Raw genomic sequence first — 17812 nt, forward strand, 5'->3', positions numbered from 1 at the left:
GGCCGGAGTCGTTCGTCGCGTGGCCTGAATCCCTTACGCACAGCCGCCGGGCGGGCGCGCACAGCACACTGCGTCCGGTCCGAAAACTCCGCGTAGCCTTCCTGTAACACGGCTGGTGTTTTCTGGCGGACCGGGGCACTCCAGTCTGCCGGGGAGCATGTGATGGCTGTGGATCAACTCCCGGGCGAGGTTCGGGAGTTCGCGGGTTACCTGAACAAGCTGATGACGAAGCTCGACCAGGGCGGCGGTTGGTGCGCCGTCTTCTGGCGGCGCGACCCGGACGGCATGCGGGCCTGCCTCGACGGCCTGGAGGTGCCGCCGTGGGACGTCGTCGAAGCGCTCATGCACGACCTGCACACCGCGTACGGTCCCGCGGCCGCCGCCCAGGAGACCGAGCGGGCCCGCGTCCTGCACGGCGCCTCGCTCGCCGCGTACGACGCCCGGCCCGGCGGCCGGGACGCCCTCGGCGACCGGTTCGACGTCATGCTCCGCGAGCAGCGGTACGCCGCCGAGCGCACCGCCGAACTCAACCGCCGGCTCCGTACCGCCACCAGCCGGGAGGAGGCCGAGTCCCTCCGTCTCGACCTGGCCTGGGCCCATGACGACCACGAACGGGCCACCGCCCGCTGCGCCGAACTGCGCGCCCGGATGGAGAATTTCGACCGTCGCGCCCCGCACCTGCCTGTGCGGGGCGCGACGCGCTTCCCGGACAACCCCGCCGGTGACGTTGCCCGGACACCGGAGGCGGAAGGGCGCGGGCCGCAGGCCGCGACACCCGGCGGCCCGACCGGCCGTACGTACGCGGACCCGGAGGGCACGGCCCCGGCAGGCCCGCGCGGCGGCATGCCGGCGGACCGGACGGACCGGACGGACGACCGCCGTGCGTACGACCCCTACGCGGCCCCCGGAGCCGGGTACGACGCCCACACGGTCGGCCGCGAGGCCCGGACTCAGGTCCAGGTCCAGGGCCAGGGCTATGAGGTCGCGTACGACGCCCACACGCCCCACGCGGGCGTGCGCGGCGTTCACGCGGGCGCGCCCGACGCCCAAGCCCCCGCGCCCGAGGCCGCCGTGCCCGAGGCCGCCGCACCGGAGGCCGAGGCGGTGACCTCCAAGAAGCGGGCCAAGCGGCGTCCTCGGGGTGGGGCCCGCTTCGCCGGTGCCGTGGAGGCGGAGGAGGCACCCGTCGTCGTGCCCGAGAGCGCGCCCGCGCAGCCGGCCGCGCCCCAGGCACGTGCCCGCCGGGGCGCTCGCTACGCCGGGGTCGCCGAGGAGGCCGCACCGCCGCAGGGGACGGAGCAGCCGACCCGGCAGGCCCTGGACGGCGAGGCGCGGCGGGAGGTCACCGGGACCGTCGAGCGGCTGCTGAGGCTGCGCAAGGAGGGGCGCAGCGGGGAGGCGCACGCCCTCCTCGTGGAGGTCGCCCACTGGCACGCCGCCCGTTTCCCGCTGCTCGCGGCCGACATGCACCGGGCAGGACTGGACGCCGACTGGGCGACCCTGCTGTGGGAGGCCGCCTCGCTGCCCGTGGACCGGCTGGTCGCCGTCGTCGACGCCCTGAACGCAGTGGGGCGCGGCACCGACGGGGAGCAGATGCTGCGGCAGGGCGTCGCGCGGCCCGCCGAGGAGATCGGCGAGGCGGTGCTCGGCCTCACCGAGGAAGGGCGCGAGCGGCAGGCGCGTGCGCTGCTCGACGCGTATGTACGCATCCGTACGCCCGAGGAGGCGGCGCGCGTCGCGGAGGCGCACCCGCAGCGGCTGACCCGTATGGTCGTGGAAGCGGCCCGTGCCGTGTCGGAGGACCGCCACCGGGACGTGGCACACGCCCTGCGCGTCGCCGGACTCGCCTGACGTCCACCGGGGGCCGCCGCGGCCCGTCCGCGCGCGGACGCGGAGGCGATCACCCACTGGAGTGCGAAACGTGATCGACTCGGCCCGTTGACGGCGATGGTCTTGCCCAGCCCGTCGGTGAGGCTTACTTTCAAGCCTCTACGGCCTGTTTCTACGGGCGTAGAGGCTCTCTGACTTCCCGGTCGAAGGAGCAGCTGACATGGCCAACGTCGTACGCGCCGCCCTCGTCCAGGCGACCTGGACCGGCGACACGGAATCCATGGTCGCCAAGCACGTCGAGCACGCCCGCGAGGCGGCCCGGCAGGGCGCCAAGGTGATCGGCTTCCAGGAGGTCTTCAACGCGCCGTACTTCTGCCAGGTGCAGGAGCCGGAGCACTATGCCTGGGCGGAGCCCGTGCCCGACGGGCCGACCGTCACGCGGATGCGGGAGCTGGCCCGCGAGACCGGCATGGTGATTGTCGTCCCGGTCTTCGAGGTCGAGCAGTCCGGCTTCTACTACAACACCGCCGCCGTGATCGACTCCGACGGCACCTACCTCGGCAAGTACCGCAAGCATCACATCCCCCAGGTCAAGGGCTTCTGGGAGAAGTACTACTTCAAGCCCGGGAACCTCGGCTGGCCGGTCTTCGACACCGCTGTCGGCAAGGTCGGTGTCTACATCTGCTACGACCGCCACTTCCCGGAGGGCTGGCGCCAGCTCGGCCTCAACGGCGCCCAGCTCGTGTACAACCCCTCCGCCACGCACCGGGGCCTCTCCTCCCACCTGTGGCGGCTCGAACAGCCCGCCGCGGCCGTCGCCAACGAGTACTTCGTCGCGGCGATCAACCGCGTCGGCGTGGAGGAGTACGGCGACAACGACTTCTACGGCACCTCGTACTTCGTCGACCCGCGCGGCCAGTTCGTCGGCGACACCGCGAGCGACCAGGACGAGGAACTCGTCGTACGGGACCTGGACTTCGACCTGATCGAGCACGTCCGCACACAGTGGGCGTTCTACCGGGACCGCAGGCCGGACGCGTACGAAGGACTCGTACAGCCCTGACGTGGGCACGTACAGCCCTGACACGCCCCACCCGTACCGCAGTGAAAGGAGTGGTGCAGCCGTGACCGACGAACTGCTCGGCCGCCACAAGGCCGTGCTGCCCGACTGGCTCGCGCTCTACTACGCGGACCCGCTGGAGATCACCCACGGCGAGGGCCGTCATGTGTGGGACGCCGCCGGCACCAAGTACCTCGACTTCTTCGGCGGCATCCTCACCACGATGACGGCGCACGCGCTGCCCGAGGTCAGCAAGGCGGTGAGCGAGCAGGCCGGGCGGATCATCCACTCCTCCACGCTCTACCTCAACCGGCCGATGGTGGAACTGGCCGAACGCATCGCCCAGATGTCCGGCGTCCCCGACGCCCGGGTCTTCTTCACCACCTCCGGCACCGAAGCCAACGACACCGCGCTCCTGCTGGCGACGACGTACCGGCAGAGCAACCAGATCCTGGCCATGCGCAACAGCTACCACGGCCGCTCCTTCAGCGCGGTCGGCATCACCGGCAACAAGGGCTGGTCACCGACATCGCTGTCCCCGCTCCAGACGCTGTACGTGCACGGCGGCGTCCGCACCCGAGGCCCCTACGCCGACCTCGGTGACGCCGACTTCATCGCGGCCTGCGTCGCCGACCTGGAGGACCTCCTCGGCCACGTCCGGCCGCCCGCCGCGCTGATCGCCGAGCCGATCCAGGGCGTCGGCGGCTTCACCTCACCGCCGGACGGCCTGTACGCGGCCTTCCGCGAGGTGCTCAGGCGGCACGGCGTGCTGTGGATCGCCGACGAGGTGCAGACCGGATGGGGCCGCACCGGCGACAACTTCTGGGGCTGGCAGGCACACGGGCAGAACGGGCCGCCCGACATCCTGACCTTCGCCAAGGGCATCGGCAACGGCATGTCCATCGGCGGAGTCGTCGCCCGCTCCGAGGTCATGAACTGCCTCGACAGCAACTCCATCTCCACCTTCGGCGGCACCCAGATCACCATGGCCGCCGGCCTCGCCAACCTCAACTACCTGGTCGAGCACGACCTCCAGGGCAACGCGCGCCGCGTCGGCGGGCTGCTCATCGAGCGGCTCCGGGCGATCACGGCGCAGGTCCCGGAGGTGAAGGAGGTCCGCGGCCGGGGTCTGATGATCGGTGTCGAGCTGGTGAAGCCGGGCACCGAGGAGGCCAACCCGGACGCGGCCGCAGCCGTCCTCGAAGCCGCCCGCCGAGAGGGCCTGCTGATCGGCAAGGGCGGCGGCCACAACACCAGCGCCCTGCGCATCGCGCCCCCGCTCTCCCTCACCGTCGCCGAGGCGGAGGAGGGCGCCGACGCCCTCGAACGTGCTCTGAGGAGCATTCGGTAGCACCACCGGAGCAGATCTGAGGAACGCCCCATGACCACCACCCTGGAACCCGCCCTGTCGGTACGCCAGGTCCTCACCCTGGACCGGGTCCTCGCCGGAGAGCCCGAGGTGGTGGCCGGGGCCGGCCAGCTCGACCGGCCCGTGCGCTGGGTGCATGTGGCCGAGGCCCCCGACGTGGGCGTCATGCTCACCGGGGGCGAGATGGTCCTCACCACCGGGGTCCTCCTTGCCGGCGACGAGGAGGCGCAGGCCGAGTACATCCGCTCCCTGCACCGGGCGGAGGCCGCGGCGGTCGTCCTCGGCCTCGGCCGGGCCTTCCCGACGCCGCCCGACGTGATGCGCCGGGCGGCGGAGCGGTGCGGACTGCCCATGGTGGTGCTGCACCGGCCGTTCCCCTTCGCCGAGCTGACGGAGGAGGTCCAGTCCCGGCTCGTCCGCCGGAAGTTCGCGGCGGTGAGCCTCTCCGAGTCCGTACGCACCGCGCTGACGGGCCTCATCACGGCCGGCGCCCCGCTGCAACGGCTGCTCGACGAGATCGCCCAGCACGCGGGCTGTCCGCTCGTCGTCACCAACCTCGCCCACCGCGTCCTCGCCACGGCGGGGGAACGGCCCGCCGTCGACGACGTGCTGCGCGACTGGGAACGCATCTCACGGCAGGCGGGCGGCACCGAGGGCGACGGCTGGATCCGCGCCGAACTCGGCGGACGCGGGGAGCGCTGGGGCCGCATCGTGCTGTGCGGCTACCGCGGCGACATCGCCACCGGGCGGCTCCTCGCCGACCGGGCCGCCGAGGCGCTCGTCCTGCACCGCATGCTCGGCGGCACCGCGCACAGCTGGGAGGAGCAGTCCGCGCAGAGCCTGCTGACCGACCTGGTCTCCGGGGTCGTACCGGCCCGGCAACTGCTGCCCAGGGCAAGGGCGGCCGGGCTGCCCGTCAACCGCCGGACGTTCGTACCGCTCGTCGTGCGGGACGGCGAACCGGCCGGGCTCGACCGGGTGCTGCGGATGCTGGGGCTCTCCGGCCTCGTCGCCGAACTCGCCGAGGGCGCGACCGCCGTCCTGCTGAGCCTCGCCCGGGACCAGGACGCGCAGGCGCTCACCGCGCACTTCGCGACCCGGCTGCGCTCGGAGTCCGGGGAGCGCCGGACGGTCGTGGCGGCGGCCGAGCCCCGCATCACCTGGGAGGAGGTCCCGGCGGGCCTGCGCGAGGCGCGGCACGTGGCCGACGCCGTCGCCCAGTCGGCGACCGGACTCGACCTGCCCGCCGTCGTACGTTTGCGCGACGTCCATCTGCGGGGCCTGATCCGGCTGCTTCGGGACGACCCGCACGTCCAGGCCTTCGCCGAGCGGGAGCTCGACGGGCTGTTGTGCGGCGAGGGCCACGCCGAGCAGGATCTGCTGCCGGTCCTGCGGACGTATCTCGCCACCGGCCGCAACAAGTCGCACACCGCCCAGCTGCACCACGTCAGCCGGCCCGCCCTGTACCGCCGTCTCGAAGCCATAGAGGCCCGCCTCGGCGTCGACCTCGATGACTTCGAACAGGCCGCGTCCGTGCACATCGCCCTCCTCGCGCACGACGCGCAACAGGGCTGAAACATGCCGGGACCTGGGAAAACGGCGGTGAAACATGCGTCCACGAAGAGGTGACACGGTGGAACGCCGAGCGGCTCCAGACGTGACACCGTGCAACTCAAACCCGATCTCCGGGCTTCCTAGTCTCGCTTCACACCGAGTGACCGGAGGTCCCGATGAGCAGAGTCATCCGCGCAGCCATCTTCCAGACCGCCTGGACCGGCGACAAGGAATCGATGATCCAGGTCCACGAGCAGGCGGCCCGCGACGCGGCGGCCCAGGGCGCCCAGGTCATGTGCTTCCAGGAACTGTTCTACGGCCCCTACTTCTGCCAGGTCCAGGACAAGGCGTTCTACGAGTACGCGGAAGCCGTCCCCGACGGCCCGATCGTCAAGCGCTTCCAGGCGCTCGCCAAGGAGCTGAACCTCGTCCTGGTGCTGCCGATGTACGAGGAGGAGCAGCCGGGCGTCCTCTACAACACGGCCGCCGTGATCGACGCGGACGGCAAGTACCTCGGCAAGTACCGCAAGCACCACATCCCGCAGGTGCCCGGCTTCTGGGAGAAGTTCTACTTCCGCCCCGGCAACGCAGGCTGGCCCGTCTTCGACACGGCGGTCGGGAAGATCGGCGTCTACATCTGCTACGACCGTCACTTCCCGGAGGGCTGGCGGGCGTTGGGCCTCGGCGGAGCGGAGATCGTCTTCAACCCGTCGGCCACGTCGCGGGGTCTGTCCCGCTACCTCTGGCAGTTGGAGCAGCCGGCGTCGGCCGTCGCCAACGAGTACTTCATCGGCGCGATCAACCGGGTCGGCGTCGAGGACCTCGGCGACAACGACTTCTACGGCACGTCCTACTTCGTCGACCCGGAGGCCCAGTTCGTCGGCGAGGTGGCGAGCGACAAGGAGACGGAACTCGTCGTCCGCGACCTGGACCTGGCCAAGCTCCGCGAGGTCCGCGACCGCTGGCAGTTCTTCCGCGACCGCCGCCCGGACGCGTACGGCCCGCTGACGGCGCCGTAGCAACGCACAACCCGCGCCCCCTGGTTCTCGGGGGCGCGGGGCAGCGCCTGATATGCGGCTTCCACCGCGTGGGCGCGACCAGCCACGACGATCCCGCACCCGACCACAACCCGAACGGAGCGTGACCGAATGACCGGCCGTACCCTCATCCGCGGCGGTCTCGTCATCACAGCGTCCGACGAGATTCACGCCGACGTCCTGATCGAGGACGGCCGAGTCGCCGCCCTCGCGGCAAGTGGTACCCCGGCCGCCGAAGCCTGGGTGGCCGACCGCACCCTCGACGCCACCGGCAAGTACGTCATCCCGGGCGGCGTCGACGCCCACACCCACATGGAGCTGCCCTTCGGCGGCACCTTCGCCTCCGACACCTTCGAGACGGGCACCCGCGCCGCCGCCTGGGGCGGGACCACCACCATCGTCGACTTCGCGGTGCAGAGCGTGGGCCACACCCTCCGCGAAGGGCTCGACGCCTGGCACGCGAAGGCGGAGGGCAACTGCGCCATCGACTACGGCTTCCACATGATCGTCTCCGATGTGAACCAGGAGACGCTCAAGGAGATGGACCTCCTGGTGGAGGAGGGCGTGACCTCCTTCAAGCAGTTCATGGCCTACCCGGGTGTCTTCTACAGCGACGACGGCCAGATCCTGCGCGCCATGCAGCGGTCCGCCGACAACGGCGGCCTGATCATGATGCACGCGGAGAACGGCATCGCCATCGACGTCCTGGTCGAGCAGGCGCTGGCGCGCGGCGAGACCGACCCCCGCTACCACGGCGAGGTCCGCAAGGCGCTCCTCGAAGCGGAGGCCACCCACCGGGCCATCAAGCTCGCCCAGGTCGCCGGCGCGCCCCTGTACGTCGTGCACGTCTCGGCGATGGAGGCGGTCGCCGAGCTGGCCAGGGCACGCGACGAAGGGCTCAACGTCTTCGGCGAGACCTGCCCGCAGTATCTGTTCCTGTCCACCGACAACCTGGCCGAGCCGGACTTCGAGGGCGCCAAGTACGTCTGCTCCACCCCGCTCCGGCCCAGGGAGCACCAGGCCAGGCTGTGGCAGGGGCTGCGCACCAACGACCTCCAGGTCGTCTCCACCGACCACTGCCCGTTCTGCTTCGTCGGGCAGAAGGAACTCGGCCGCGGCGACTTCTCCAAGATCCCCAACGGTCTGCCGGGCGTCGAGAACCGGATGGACCTGCTGCACCAGGCCGTCGTCGACGGGCACATCTCGCGCCGCCGCTGGATCGAGATCGCCTGCGCGACCCCGGCCCGCATGTTCGGCATGTACCCCAAGAAGGGCACGATCGCGCCTGGAGCCGACGCGGACATCGTCATCTACGACCCGCACGCCGAGCAGGTCATGTCCGCCGAGACCCACCACATGAACGTCGACTACTCGGCGTACGAGGGCAAGCGCACCACCGGCCGGGTCGAGACGGTCCTCTCGCGCGGCGAACTCGTCATCACCGAGCGGGAGTACACCGGTCACGCCGGGCACGGCGTCTACACCCCCCGCTCCACCTGTCAGTACCTCAACTAGGAGCGGAGCAGATGGACTTCGGACTCGTCCTGCAGACCGACCCGCCGGCCTCGCGTGTCATCGAGCTGATGAAGCGCGCCGAGGACAACGGCTTCACCTACGGCTGGACCTTCGACTCCGCCGTGCTGTGGCAGGAGCCGTTCGTCATCTACAGCCAGATCCTGTCCCGGACCAGCACGTTGAAGGTCGGCCCGATGGTCACCAACCCGGGCACCCGCACCTGGGAGGTGACCGCCTCCACCTTCGCCACGTTGAACGACATGTTCGGCAACCGCACCGTCTGCGGCATCGGCCGCGGCGACTCCGCGATGCGCGTCGCGGGCCGCAAGCCCAACACGCTGGCCCGGATCAGCGAAGCCATGAAGGTCATCCGTTCGCTGGGCAGCGGGGGAGAGGCCGACCTCGGCGGCACCGTGATCCGCTTCCCCTGGATCAAGGAGGACGCCGAACTCCCGGTCTGGATGGCCGCGTACGGCCCCAAGGCCCTGAAGATGACGGGGGAGGAGGCCGACGGCTTCATCCTCCAGCTCTCTGACCTGTACCTCACCGAGTACATGGTCAAGGCGGTCAAGGACGCGGCCGTCGCCGTCGGGCGCGACCCGTCCGAGGTGAGGATCTGTGTGGCCGCCCCCGCGTACATCACCGAGGACGACTCGCCCGAGGCGCTCGCCCACGCCCGTGAGCAGTGCCGCTGGTTCGGCGGCATGGTCGGCAACCACGTCGCCGACCTGGTCTCCAAGTACGGCGAGCACTCCGCGGCCGTACCGGAGGAGCTCACGGACTACATCAAGGCCCGCGAGGGGTACGACTACTCCCACCACGGACGGGCCGACAACCCCGACACGGCGTTCGTCCCCGACGAGATCGTCGACCGGTTCTGTGTCATCGGCACCCCCGAGGCGCACATCGCGAAGCTGAACGCGCTGCGGGACCTGGGCGTCGACCAGTTCGCCGTGTACGACATGCACGACGCGCAGGAGCGGGTGATCGACGTGTACGGCTCCACGGTCATCCCCGCGATCACCGGCTGACCAGGGATTCCTTCCCGGCCGGTCTCCTGCCACAATCCGGAACGCTCCACTCCATCACGACCCCCCACACCTTGACTCCCTCCCCGCTCCCCCGGGGAGGGGCCCAAGGCCCGCACGGCCTTTCTCTCCCGTCCCGCCTCCTTGATTGGCCTGCCCATGACCGAAACAGTCCCCTCGGGGTCGCCGATGGCCCAGTCCGTCGACTCGTCCGGCCGGATAGAACTGGCCCCCGGGGCCTTCCCCGCCGACAGTCCCTTCGCCAACGAGGACCTGCGTCCCGTACCCGTCTCCGAACGCAAGTGGACGACGTACAACTTCGCGGCGCTGTGGATCTCCATGGCCCACTGCATCCCCAGCTGGACCCTGGCCTCCGGCCTGGTCGCCCTCGGCATGGACTGGAAGCAGGCCGTCTTCACCATCGCCCTGGCCAATGTCATCGTGCTGCTGCCGATGCTGGCCACCGGGCATGCCGGCCCCAAGTACGGCATCCCGTTCCCGGTGCTCGCCCGCGCCTCGTTCGGTCTGTGCGGGGCGAACATACCGGCCATGATCCGGGCGGCCGTGGCCTGCGGCTGGTTCGGCATCCAGACCTGGATCGGCGGCAGCGGCATCTTCGCCCTCGGCTCCAAGCTCACCGGCGGTCAGTGGGAGACCGCCGGGAAGATCGCCGGCAACCCCTGGCCGCTGTGGCTCTGCTTCCTCCTCTTCTGGGCGCTGCAGATCGCGATCATCTACCGGGGCATGGACTTCCTGCGGCACTTCGAGAACTGGGCCGCGCCCTTCGTGATCGTCGGCGCGTTCGTGCTGCTGATCTGGATCGCGGTCAAGGCGGACGGGTTCGGCGCACTGCTGGACCAGCCGTCCAGGCTGGGCTGGGGCGCCGACTTCTGGCCGGTCTTCTTCCCCTCCCTCATGGGCATGATCGGCTTCTGGGCCACCCTCTCGCTGAACATCCCCGACTTCACCCGCTTCGGCGCCAGCCAGAAGGCGCAGACCTGGGGACAGTCCCTCGGGCTGCCGAACGCCTGTGAAGCCCACCCTTAGCGTGCCATCATGAGACATGCACCACGACCCAGCCGACCCGCAACTCGCCTGCATCTACTGCCGCATGAGCGAAGACCGCGAAGGCGGCGGCCTCGGCATCGACCGACAGCGAGAAGACTGCGAAGCCCTCGCCGCAGAACTCGGCCTCACCGTCATCAAGGTCTACACCGACAACGACCTCAGCGCCTACAGCGGCAAACCCCGCCCCGACTACCAGCAGATGCTCGACGACCTCCGTAACGGGCTCTACGGCACCGTCATCGCCTGGCACACCGACCGCCTCCACCGGCGGCCCTCCGAACTGGAGGAGTACATCGACGTGTGCGAGCCCCGCAACGTGCAGACCCGCACCGTCAAAGCAGGGGCCCTCGACCTCACCACAGCCACAGGCCGATGGCAGGCCCGCCAGCTCGGCGCGATGGCCCGCTACGAAGTCGAGCGGATGATCGAACGGCAGCGGCGGGCACGCGACCAGAAAGTCCAGCGCGGCGAATGGTCCGGCGGCCCGCGCCCCTACGGCTGGGAATCCGACGGGATCACCCCCGTCCCCGAAGAGATCGCCATCATCCGGGAGGCAGCCGAAGCCGTCCTCGCCGGCGCGTCCATCCGGTCCCTCGCTGCGGATCTCAACGAGCGTGGTCTGCGGACCTCGACCGGCGCCCGATGGGACGGCGGGAACCTGTCGCGGATGCTGAAGCGGCCGAGGAACGCGGGCATCCTTCAGCATCGCGGGCAGGAGGCGGGGCCGTCGAAGTGGGATGCGGCGATCGACGAGCCGACCTGGCGGAGCCTGCGTGGTGTCCTCGACGACCCGTCGCGTATTCCGTCCGCATCCAACGTGCGTAAGCACCTGGGAAGCGGGCTGTACCTGTGCGGCGTGTGCGGTGAGACCCTCACTAGTTTCTCGAAGGGTGGCGGGAAGCCGGCGAAGTACAAGTGCCGCAAGAACGAGTGCGTGCTCCGCGACCTGGTGCTCCTCGACAAGTGGGTGCAGTTCCACTTGCTGGAGCGGGCCAAGTCTCCTGACTCGGCCGAGTTGTTTACCAGGCGGGATGACGGCGGCGTCGATGTGAAGGCTGCGCAGGAGGAGCTGCGGGTTGCGCGGGAGCAGCTTGACGAGTTGGCTGCGGCGTTCGGTGCGGGTGAGATCGACATGCAGGAGTGGCGGGTTGCGCGGTCGGGTGCGCGGGCGCGGAAGGACCGGGCTGAGGCTCTGCTGGCGTCGGCTGTGAAGGTGAACCCCATGGCTGGCCTCATTGGCGCCGAGGATGTTGAGGCGAAGTGGGCGGGGATGGATTTGGCGCGGCAGCGTGCGGTGATCGATTGGGCGATGACTGTGCGGGTGTTGCCGGCGCGGATCGGCCGTCAGCCGGGGGGTTCGTACTGGGATCGGGATGCGGTGCGGATTGAGTGGAAGTGACAGGGCCCCCGACCCGTGTGGGTTGGGGGCCCTGCGGTCGGCCGTCGCGCGCCTGGGAGTTTGCGGGGCCGACCGGTCTGCGGGCCCTTGGTAACCGCTTTACCCAGGGCCGGGCCTGTACTCCTTCAGTCACTGGATCGTGTGTTTTCCGTGCACGGGTCTTGCGATCATGGGTTCGTCTTGATCCAGGAATGTACGGTGCACGATACAGACATCCGTGGTTGATCACGTAAGCGTGGGCGGGTGCACTCCGCCCCACCGCCCGATGACTGGGTCTTCGACCGCCGCCGGGCCGTTGGTGAGCAGATCCGTGCCGCGCGGCTACGCGCCAACCTCACCCAAGAGAAACTCGCCGAGTTAGCCGGACTGGACAGGCAGGCCGTCAACCGCATCGAGCAAGGGCGGGCGAGCGCGAAACTCGACAACCTGATCCGCGTCTCCTACGCCCTCGACGTGCCGCTGGGGGAGTTGGTGCGGTGACCCGCGGCCGGCTCGGGGGTGGGACCGGCCGCAGGCCACCGTTGCCCCTCCTGTCGGCACAGAGGGGCGGTCCCGGCGCCCCAGGGGAACGGGGCGGCGGGAGACTCTCAGCGCCAGCGGATCTCGGGGCGTACGTACGGGTAGACGTGCTCGACGCCCTTCGCTTCGTGGCCGATCGGCTGGTTGCAGTGGACACCATGGCGCGGGTGGGTCTTCCAGCAGTAGCCGTGACCCAGCGGACCGGACGGGCTGGAAGGCCGGGGGGTGGTCGTCTTCTTGCTCACGAGGCTTCTCCAGGCGTGGTGGCGCAGGGCGGGCAGGCGAGGACGGTGATGCTGCGGTTGTGGGCGCCCCAGTAGCCGTGCGAGATACCCGCGGTGACGGCGGTCTCGTCGAGCCCTGTGCCGCACCAGACGCAGTGGGTGCCGTTGCGTGCGCCGCTGCTCAGGTAGAACACGGCGGGGACTTGGCGGTCGCGGGTCACGGTCATCGTGCGTGCTCCATGTGGAGGCGGCGCAGGGCGGCCACGGTCTCGCAACCGGCGGGGGTGTCGACGCACGATTCGCATATCGCGGCATGGGCGCCCGCAGTCTCGGCGGCCTGGTCGGCGACGCAGCGGGGACAGGCACGCGGGAACACCTGGATCTGTCCGTGGGGGCGCTGGCCGAGGTCGACAGCAGTCGTGTCGAGGGCGATGCCGTCATACACGCAGACGATGCCGCGGCGCTGCTGCTCCGACAGTCCTTCGATGTCGAGTGGCAGGAGGGTGAGTGCGCTCGGCGCGGTGTCCTGTCTCGGCGTCATGCCCGCCTCCACAATCCCGGTGATCTGTCTCACATCAGGACCGTAAAGGCGGCACAACCCGACCGAGGACCGGAATCCGGTCCCCTTCTATGCGGCCAAGATGCCGATGTCGACCGCCAGTTCGGAAGCACGACGGCGACGCGCCGCCTGCTTCGACTCGACCTCCTCGAGGATGATCCGGCGCGCATACCCGTTGTAGGCGATCGTGTCCGGCGCCGCCTTGTGCGCCTTCTCCAGCGTCGCGATCGCCACGTCCGGCTGCCCGTCGAGCTGGTAGCCGCGGGCCTCCTCGATGCGGTGGCGGGCGCGGCGGGGCTTGGACTTGATGACCGTCGTGTCCGCTCGAGCAGCCTGCCGTACGGACTCCCCGCCCTGGTGGAGCTCCACCGCCACCGTGACGGCGTGCGCGCCCATGATGGCCTGCGAGAACGACGTGATCGGGTGGTAGTAGTCCTCAGGCAGGCGCTGCGCCATCGTGCGGGCCTTGTCCCAGTGCCGCCACGCCGTGCCCGTATCCCGCCGTCGGGCCGCCGTGTAGCCGAGCTCGAACTCGAGCGCCCCCGCGATGGCGAGGACACGATCGTCGGCGTCAGGGAGGAGCGGCTCGAGGAAGCGGACCGCCTCGAGGTTGATGGCGTCAGCAGCATCGAAGTGCCGGGGCCCGGAGTCACGGTGAGCTTGGGCGAGGAGCCACGCGGCAACACCGATGGCGTGCGGGTCTCCGGAGTCTTGGGCGGCGACCATGCCGCGTTCGGCGACGCGCCACAGGAGGCTCGAGTCGGGCTGGTAGGCAATGAAGAACTGGCTGAGGCTGTACGTCTCGGCGAGGAGCGCCTGAGCGTGACGGCGGTCGTTGCTCGAGTCCGCGTGCCGCACCAGGGCCTGCGCGTCGCGGATCAGACCGGGCAGGAGCCGGCCGATGACCTCACGATGATTCTCAGCCCCGTGCCGGGCCTTCCAGGCGGCGTGGAGGCGGGCCTCGAGGTGGTTGAGGCGGGGCGGCTCGAGGCTCGAGGACAGGGAGAAGCTGTCGATCGCGGCCTTGACTTCGGCGAGGCGGGGGTGGCCGGGGCCGATGAAGAGGTCGACGTGCATGTCGGGGTGGCCTGTCAGGTCGGCAAGGTCTCGGACCCGGAGGGCTTCGGCGATCCGCATCACTTGCTCGAGGCCGGGTGCCTGCTGCTGCCCGTTCTCGATCTTTTTGAGGGTGTGGGGGGAGACGGCGATGAAGTCGGCGAGTTGTGCGCGGGTCATGCCCCGGCGTTCGCGGAGGATCTGTACCCGCTGGCCGAAGCGCAGTGGGTCGGCGTATGGGTCCGGGGTAGCATCGGATGGCATGGTCTCGCCCCTCTCTGTACAGCTTCGTCACTGTCAGGGTATGGGGCGGGGCCTTTTCCGTGGGCGGCCATGCGTGTTTCGGGACCCTGCTCGATAGGGTGAGGTCATGTCCCCCGATGTCGCGAGCCTTGGTTCAGTGCGCCCGTCTGCGGTCGTGAACGCGGAGATTCGGGCTCTGGTGCGGGCTGCTCACGGGCGCCTGTACGGGGATGCTCGGGTGCGGTACGCGGAGCTGGTGGAGGAGTGGACGGAGGCGGTCGCGGCCGAACGCATCGACGTCGTCACAGCGGCGTGAGCTACTCGCCGTTCCCCGGCTCCTGGTACGCGCCGCAGCCGAGGCAGTACGCGGAACCGTCCTTGTCGTACATGACCTCGCCACGCCCAGCCGGGCAGTCGATGTGCCACATGTGGTGCGGTTCGGGGTCCCAGTCTGTGGGGCCGTAGTGCCAAGGGAGCTCGCTCATACCATGAGCATCGCAGAGCGCTACACGTACTGCTTGCGGTGCGGGTCCAACGCCCCAGCCGCCTGCGGCCCATTCCCCTCACCCGGCCCCGGATCCGGAGCACCGTCCTCCCGGCACACCAACGCCGCCTCGTCCCACGACGGCGCCTGCAAGCTGTACCCGTCCGGGCACGTCTGCCCATCCTCGCCATCCTCGCCATCCACGCCATCCGCCCCAGGCTCGCCCTGTGGGCCGGCCGGACCCGGCCCACCCTGCGGGCCAGGCGGCCCCGCCGGACCCGAAGCGCCGACAGCTCCGGGCTCCCCAGCCTTACCGTCAGAACCGTCCACGCCGTCCTTCCCCGCCCTACCCGGACTCCCCGACGGGCCCGGACTGCCATCCACCCCGTCAAGCCCGTCACGGCCCGGTGTACCCGGCGGGCCCGTCACCCCCACACCCGGCTCCCCACGCGACCCCGGCGGCCCCGCAACCGGCTTCTCCCCAAGCCCCTGCACCTGCCTGGCCAGCGCATCCCGCGCCTCATTCGACACCCGCAACTCGTGATTCAACCCCTGAATCGACAACACAATCCACGCCAACGCCGCACCCAACACGAGAGCACCCGCCCACGTCAGCACATCCCCACGCCGATGCCTGCGCTCCTCCGCCCGCACCTGCACCCGACTCACGACCCAGCCCCCCGAGTCAACAGAATGATCACCGGGAGGAGGATGCCGACCAACGGCACAATCACCGCACCAATCAACCAGCGGCGCGTCGCCACCAGCTTCTCCGCATCCTTCTCCCGCAGCGTCTCCAACGTCGCCACCCGCGCAGCCAGCGCCTCATGCCGCAAGTCATAAATCCGCTGATCAACCTTCTCGTCCATGCGGCGGCCGAGCTGCTGAATGTCATCGCGGACGTCGGTGAACCGATCCTCGAACCGGCGGACAACCTCACCGAGGGTCGGCTCATCCGGCATATGGTGCTCCGATCAGACGTACGGCTACGCGGCCTTGACGACGCTGGACTGCTCCAGCCGCACAGCCGCGATCGGAGCCGTCACCTGCGGCCGGACAGCGACCAGCGCCACGGCACCCTCGACCACCAGCATCCACAGCGCCTGCTGCTCCGCGCTCATCTCCAGCCCGAACCCGAGGAACAGTGCCAGCCCGGCCTGCGCCAGGTTCACGATCGCCGCGTACACGGCACCCGTCTTGAGGACGACCGCTTCGACGAGTGCGACGACGCAGGACAGGACCGCCATGACGAGCGCCTGCTCCTCCGCCGACACGTCCCAGCCGTACGCGGCACCCAGCTTCAGGGTCACCGCGACGAAGGCGAGAATCGCCACCGGCTCGCGCCCGAAGATCTTCATGGTCAGGCTCCCTTCGTTTCCAGGACGGCGAGGCGCACGCCCTGGTCCTTCACGGTCTTCTCCAGCACGGCCAGCCGCTCCTCCACCGTCGGAGGCTTCGGAGGCGTGACCGTCCCAGGCGACCAGCTGGCCGCGTGGGCGAGGCGCTCGTCGACGTCCTTACGGAACAGGTCGAGAGTGAAGGCGAACCGGCCCCGCGACCCGTACCCTTCCACCGGACCGCGCGGGTCGACCTTGCCCTCGATGCTGGTCTCCTTGTGGCCGGCGCACGACTCGCCCGTCCAGTCGTACTCGCGGCAGATCGCGGCGTTGATCCGCACCAGTGCGTCGTACTGCGCCCGCGGCCACACATCCACGTTGTCGCCGAGGTTCTCCGCCTCGATGCCGTAGGCGACGTCGTTGCCGTCGACCGTGCCCGATGCCTTCGACGGCGCCGGGTGCGTCGGCTGCTCGTCCCGGAACGAGACGAACGCGTTCACCGCCATCAGCCCGGCGTGGTTGGCGCGGCCGGCCGAACACATCGTGGCGAGCCCGGACTTGGCGAGGTGGATGTGGGCGAGCGGACCGGGCAGTCCCGCATAGCCGGTCTCGGCGACGATGCGCAGGGAGTCCCGCGACACGGTGTGGTGGTTCAGGACCAGGTGCACGGGGCCGAACGTCTTGCCGGTCTCGTCGTCCCGCTCACGGGTCCGCCAGCCGGGGTACTCGGCGAGCTTGACGCCCTCGTTTCTGAGGATCGTCAGGAGCCTGTCGTGGCTCAGGGGTGGTGCCATGGTTAGGGCTCCTCTACAGGGTGAATGGCCAGCTTGAACTCGGCCAACGTGACCTTCCGTGCCGTCGACGCGTCCTGCGCCACCAGCAACGCGACCGGCACATCCGGGCGCACGAACATCTCGTGCGACTTGTGCCAGCACTGAATCCCCGGCGACGGCGGCCGATGCTCCGTAGCCGTCGAGTCGTACACACCCAGCGGGTCACGCACATACCGGTCGCGGAGCTCGTCGTAGTCGCCCGACTCCCAGTAGATGAGCGACGTCAACGTCCCCCACCCGGCGACAGACGGCCAGATCAGCCCCGACTGGTCGTCCGTCTTCCAGTTCGTGACCGTGCTGCCGTCCGGCTGGGTCGGGGTGTGCATTTCCCACGGGTCGTACGACTCGCCGATGTAGGGGAAGCGGACGATGTGGTAGCCGCCGTCCGCGGGGATCGTCTGCGGGCCGTCGACCTTCAACGACACGACACGGACACCGGTCACGACGGCAACACCACCCAATTCGCCTGGTAGGCGGCGTTCCCGCCATGCCACAGCAGATTGCGGTTGACGTCCCGCACCAGCCAGCCGTTCAACCGGATCCGCTTACGGGTGCCCTCCCCGTCCCGTAGAACCAGGAGTTGGCCGTCGTCGCTGACCACGTTGTATGAGCCGTCCAGCCAATCCAGCAGGGCGGTCCCGTTGGTGCCGTCGTATTGCGCCGACTCCAGGCGCGCCGTCACGGTAGGCATTCGTGT

20 protein-coding genes and 1 pseudogene are annotated in these 17812 nt (G+C 69.9%); 11 read left to right on the forward strand and 10 right to left on the reverse strand.

What is annotated here, in order from left to right:
• The first annotated feature begins 162 nt into the window (after positions 1-162).
• The 10 genes and pseudogenes from AOK15_RS06280 to AOK15_RS06325 all read left to right on the forward strand — a co-directional run bounded on the left by AOK15_RS06280 (position 163) and on the right by AOK15_RS06325 (position 12340).
• Positions 163-1851, forward strand: coding sequence for a hypothetical protein (locus AOK15_RS06280; protein WP_055513635.1), 1689 nt, complete (start codon positions 163-165; stop codon positions 1849-1851).
• Positions 1852-2050: 199 nt separating this feature from the next.
• Entirely contained in the window at positions 2051-2893 is an 843-nt protein-coding gene (locus AOK15_RS06285) for a nitrilase-related carbon-nitrogen hydrolase (protein WP_055513637.1), read from the forward strand.
• A 61-nt stretch (positions 2894-2954) separates the two neighbouring features.
• Positions 2955-4241: an aspartate aminotransferase family protein gene (locus AOK15_RS06290; RefSeq protein WP_055513639.1), complete on the forward strand. Its 1287-nt coding sequence runs from the start codon at positions 2955-2957 to the stop codon at positions 4239-4241.
• Positions 4242-4271: 30 nt separating this feature from the next.
• Positions 4272-5834: a PucR family transcriptional regulator gene (locus AOK15_RS06295; RefSeq protein ID WP_055513641.1), complete on the forward strand. Its 1563-nt coding sequence runs from the start codon at positions 4272-4274 to the stop codon at positions 5832-5834.
• 155 nt (positions 5835-5989) lie between these two features.
• Entirely contained in the window at positions 5990-6832 is an 843-nt protein-coding gene (locus AOK15_RS06300) for a nitrilase-related carbon-nitrogen hydrolase (protein ID WP_055513642.1), read from the forward strand.
• Between the two features lie 129 nt (positions 6833-6961).
• Positions 6962-8365, forward strand: a complete 1404-nt coding sequence (gene hydA / locus AOK15_RS06305; RefSeq protein ID WP_055513645.1) for a dihydropyrimidinase — start codon at positions 6962-6964, stop codon at positions 8363-8365.
• 11 nt (positions 8366-8376) lie between these two features.
• Positions 8377-9396, forward strand: a complete 1020-nt coding sequence (locus tag AOK15_RS06310) for a TIGR03842 family LLM class F420-dependent oxidoreductase (protein WP_055513647.1) — start codon at positions 8377-8379, stop codon at positions 9394-9396.
• Between the two features lie 156 nt (positions 9397-9552).
• Positions 9553-10416, forward strand: a pseudogene (locus tag AOK15_RS06315) (cytosine permease); the annotation flags it as partial.
• A 40-nt stretch (positions 10417-10456) separates the two neighbouring features.
• A complete protein-coding gene (locus AOK15_RS06320) occupies positions 10457-11860 on the forward strand; it encodes a recombinase family protein (RefSeq protein ID WP_055513649.1) in 1404 nt (467 codons plus the stop codon).
• Between the two features lie 243 nt (positions 11861-12103).
• Positions 12104-12340 (forward strand): helix-turn-helix domain-containing protein, encoded by a 237-nt coding sequence (locus AOK15_RS06325; protein ID WP_055513651.1) that lies wholly within the window; start codon positions 12104-12106, stop codon positions 12338-12340.
• A 107-nt stretch (positions 12341-12447) separates the two neighbouring features.
• On the opposite strand, the gene AOK15_RS44855 is transcribed toward AOK15_RS06325, so the two are convergent.
• The 4 genes from AOK15_RS44855 to AOK15_RS06340 form a co-directional block, all read right to left on the reverse strand.
• Entirely contained in the window at positions 12448-12624 is a 177-nt protein-coding gene (locus AOK15_RS44855; RefSeq protein ID WP_157870165.1) for a hypothetical protein, read from the reverse strand.
• Positions 12621-12830, reverse strand: a complete 210-nt coding sequence (locus tag AOK15_RS06330) for a hypothetical protein (protein ID WP_055513654.1) — start codon at positions 12828-12830, stop codon at positions 12621-12623. Before AOK15_RS06330 ends, AOK15_RS44855 begins: the two co-directional genes overlap by 4 nt.
• Positions 12827-13144 (reverse strand): hypothetical protein, encoded by a 318-nt coding sequence (locus tag AOK15_RS06335; protein WP_055513696.1) that lies wholly within the window; start codon positions 13142-13144, stop codon positions 12827-12829. The genes AOK15_RS06330 and AOK15_RS06335 overlap by 4 nt, the downstream gene beginning before the upstream one ends.
• An 87-nt stretch (positions 13145-13231) precedes the next feature.
• Positions 13232-14482, reverse strand: a complete 1251-nt coding sequence (locus AOK15_RS06340; RefSeq protein ID WP_055513656.1) for a helix-turn-helix transcriptional regulator — start codon at positions 14480-14482, stop codon at positions 13232-13234.
• Positions 14483-14636: 154 nt separating this feature from the next.
• Here AOK15_RS06340 and AOK15_RS06345 point away from each other — a divergent pair, with 154 nt between their 5' ends.
• On the forward strand, positions 14637-14777 hold the full coding sequence (locus tag AOK15_RS06345) for a hypothetical protein (protein ID WP_240508322.1): 141 nt from the start codon (positions 14637-14639) through the stop codon (positions 14775-14777).
• A gap of 1 nt (position 14778) precedes the next feature.
• Here the strand turns inward: AOK15_RS06345 and AOK15_RS44860 are convergent, their stop codons facing one another.
• From AOK15_RS44860 to AOK15_RS06375, 6 genes are all read right to left on the reverse strand, one after another.
• The gene (locus tag AOK15_RS44860; protein ID WP_157870166.1) at positions 14779-14946 is read right to left on the reverse strand and encodes a hypothetical protein; all 168 of its coding nucleotides are present in this window, start codon (positions 14944-14946) and stop codon (positions 14779-14781) included.
• A gap of 664 nt (positions 14947-15610) precedes the next feature.
• A complete protein-coding gene (locus AOK15_RS06355) occupies positions 15611-15907 on the reverse strand; it encodes a magnesium transporter CorA family protein (protein ID WP_055513660.1) in 297 nt (98 codons plus the stop codon).
• A 24-nt stretch (positions 15908-15931) separates the two neighbouring features.
• On the reverse strand, positions 15932-16303 hold the full coding sequence (locus AOK15_RS06360) for a hypothetical protein (protein WP_055513661.1): 372 nt from the start codon (positions 16301-16303) through the stop codon (positions 15932-15934).
• 2 nt (positions 16304-16305) lie between these two features.
• A complete protein-coding gene (locus AOK15_RS06365) occupies positions 16306-17076 on the reverse strand; it encodes a peptidoglycan recognition protein family protein (RefSeq protein WP_055513662.1) in 771 nt (256 codons plus the stop codon).
• A 2-nt stretch (positions 17077-17078) separates the two neighbouring features.
• Positions 17079-17558 (reverse strand): hypothetical protein, encoded by a 480-nt coding sequence (locus AOK15_RS06370; RefSeq protein WP_205632083.1) that lies wholly within the window; start codon positions 17556-17558, stop codon positions 17079-17081.
• Positions 17555-17806: a hypothetical protein gene (locus AOK15_RS06375; RefSeq protein WP_055513665.1), complete on the reverse strand. Its 252-nt coding sequence runs from the start codon at positions 17804-17806 to the stop codon at positions 17555-17557. Before AOK15_RS06375 ends, AOK15_RS06370 begins: the two co-directional genes overlap by 4 nt.
• Positions 17807-17812: the final 6 nt, after the last annotated feature.

The sequence above is a fragment of the Streptomyces ossamyceticus genome, assembly GCF_001418475.1.
Classification (GTDB): Bacteria; Actinomycetota; Actinomycetes; order Streptomycetales; family Streptomycetaceae; genus Streptomyces; species Streptomyces ossamyceticus.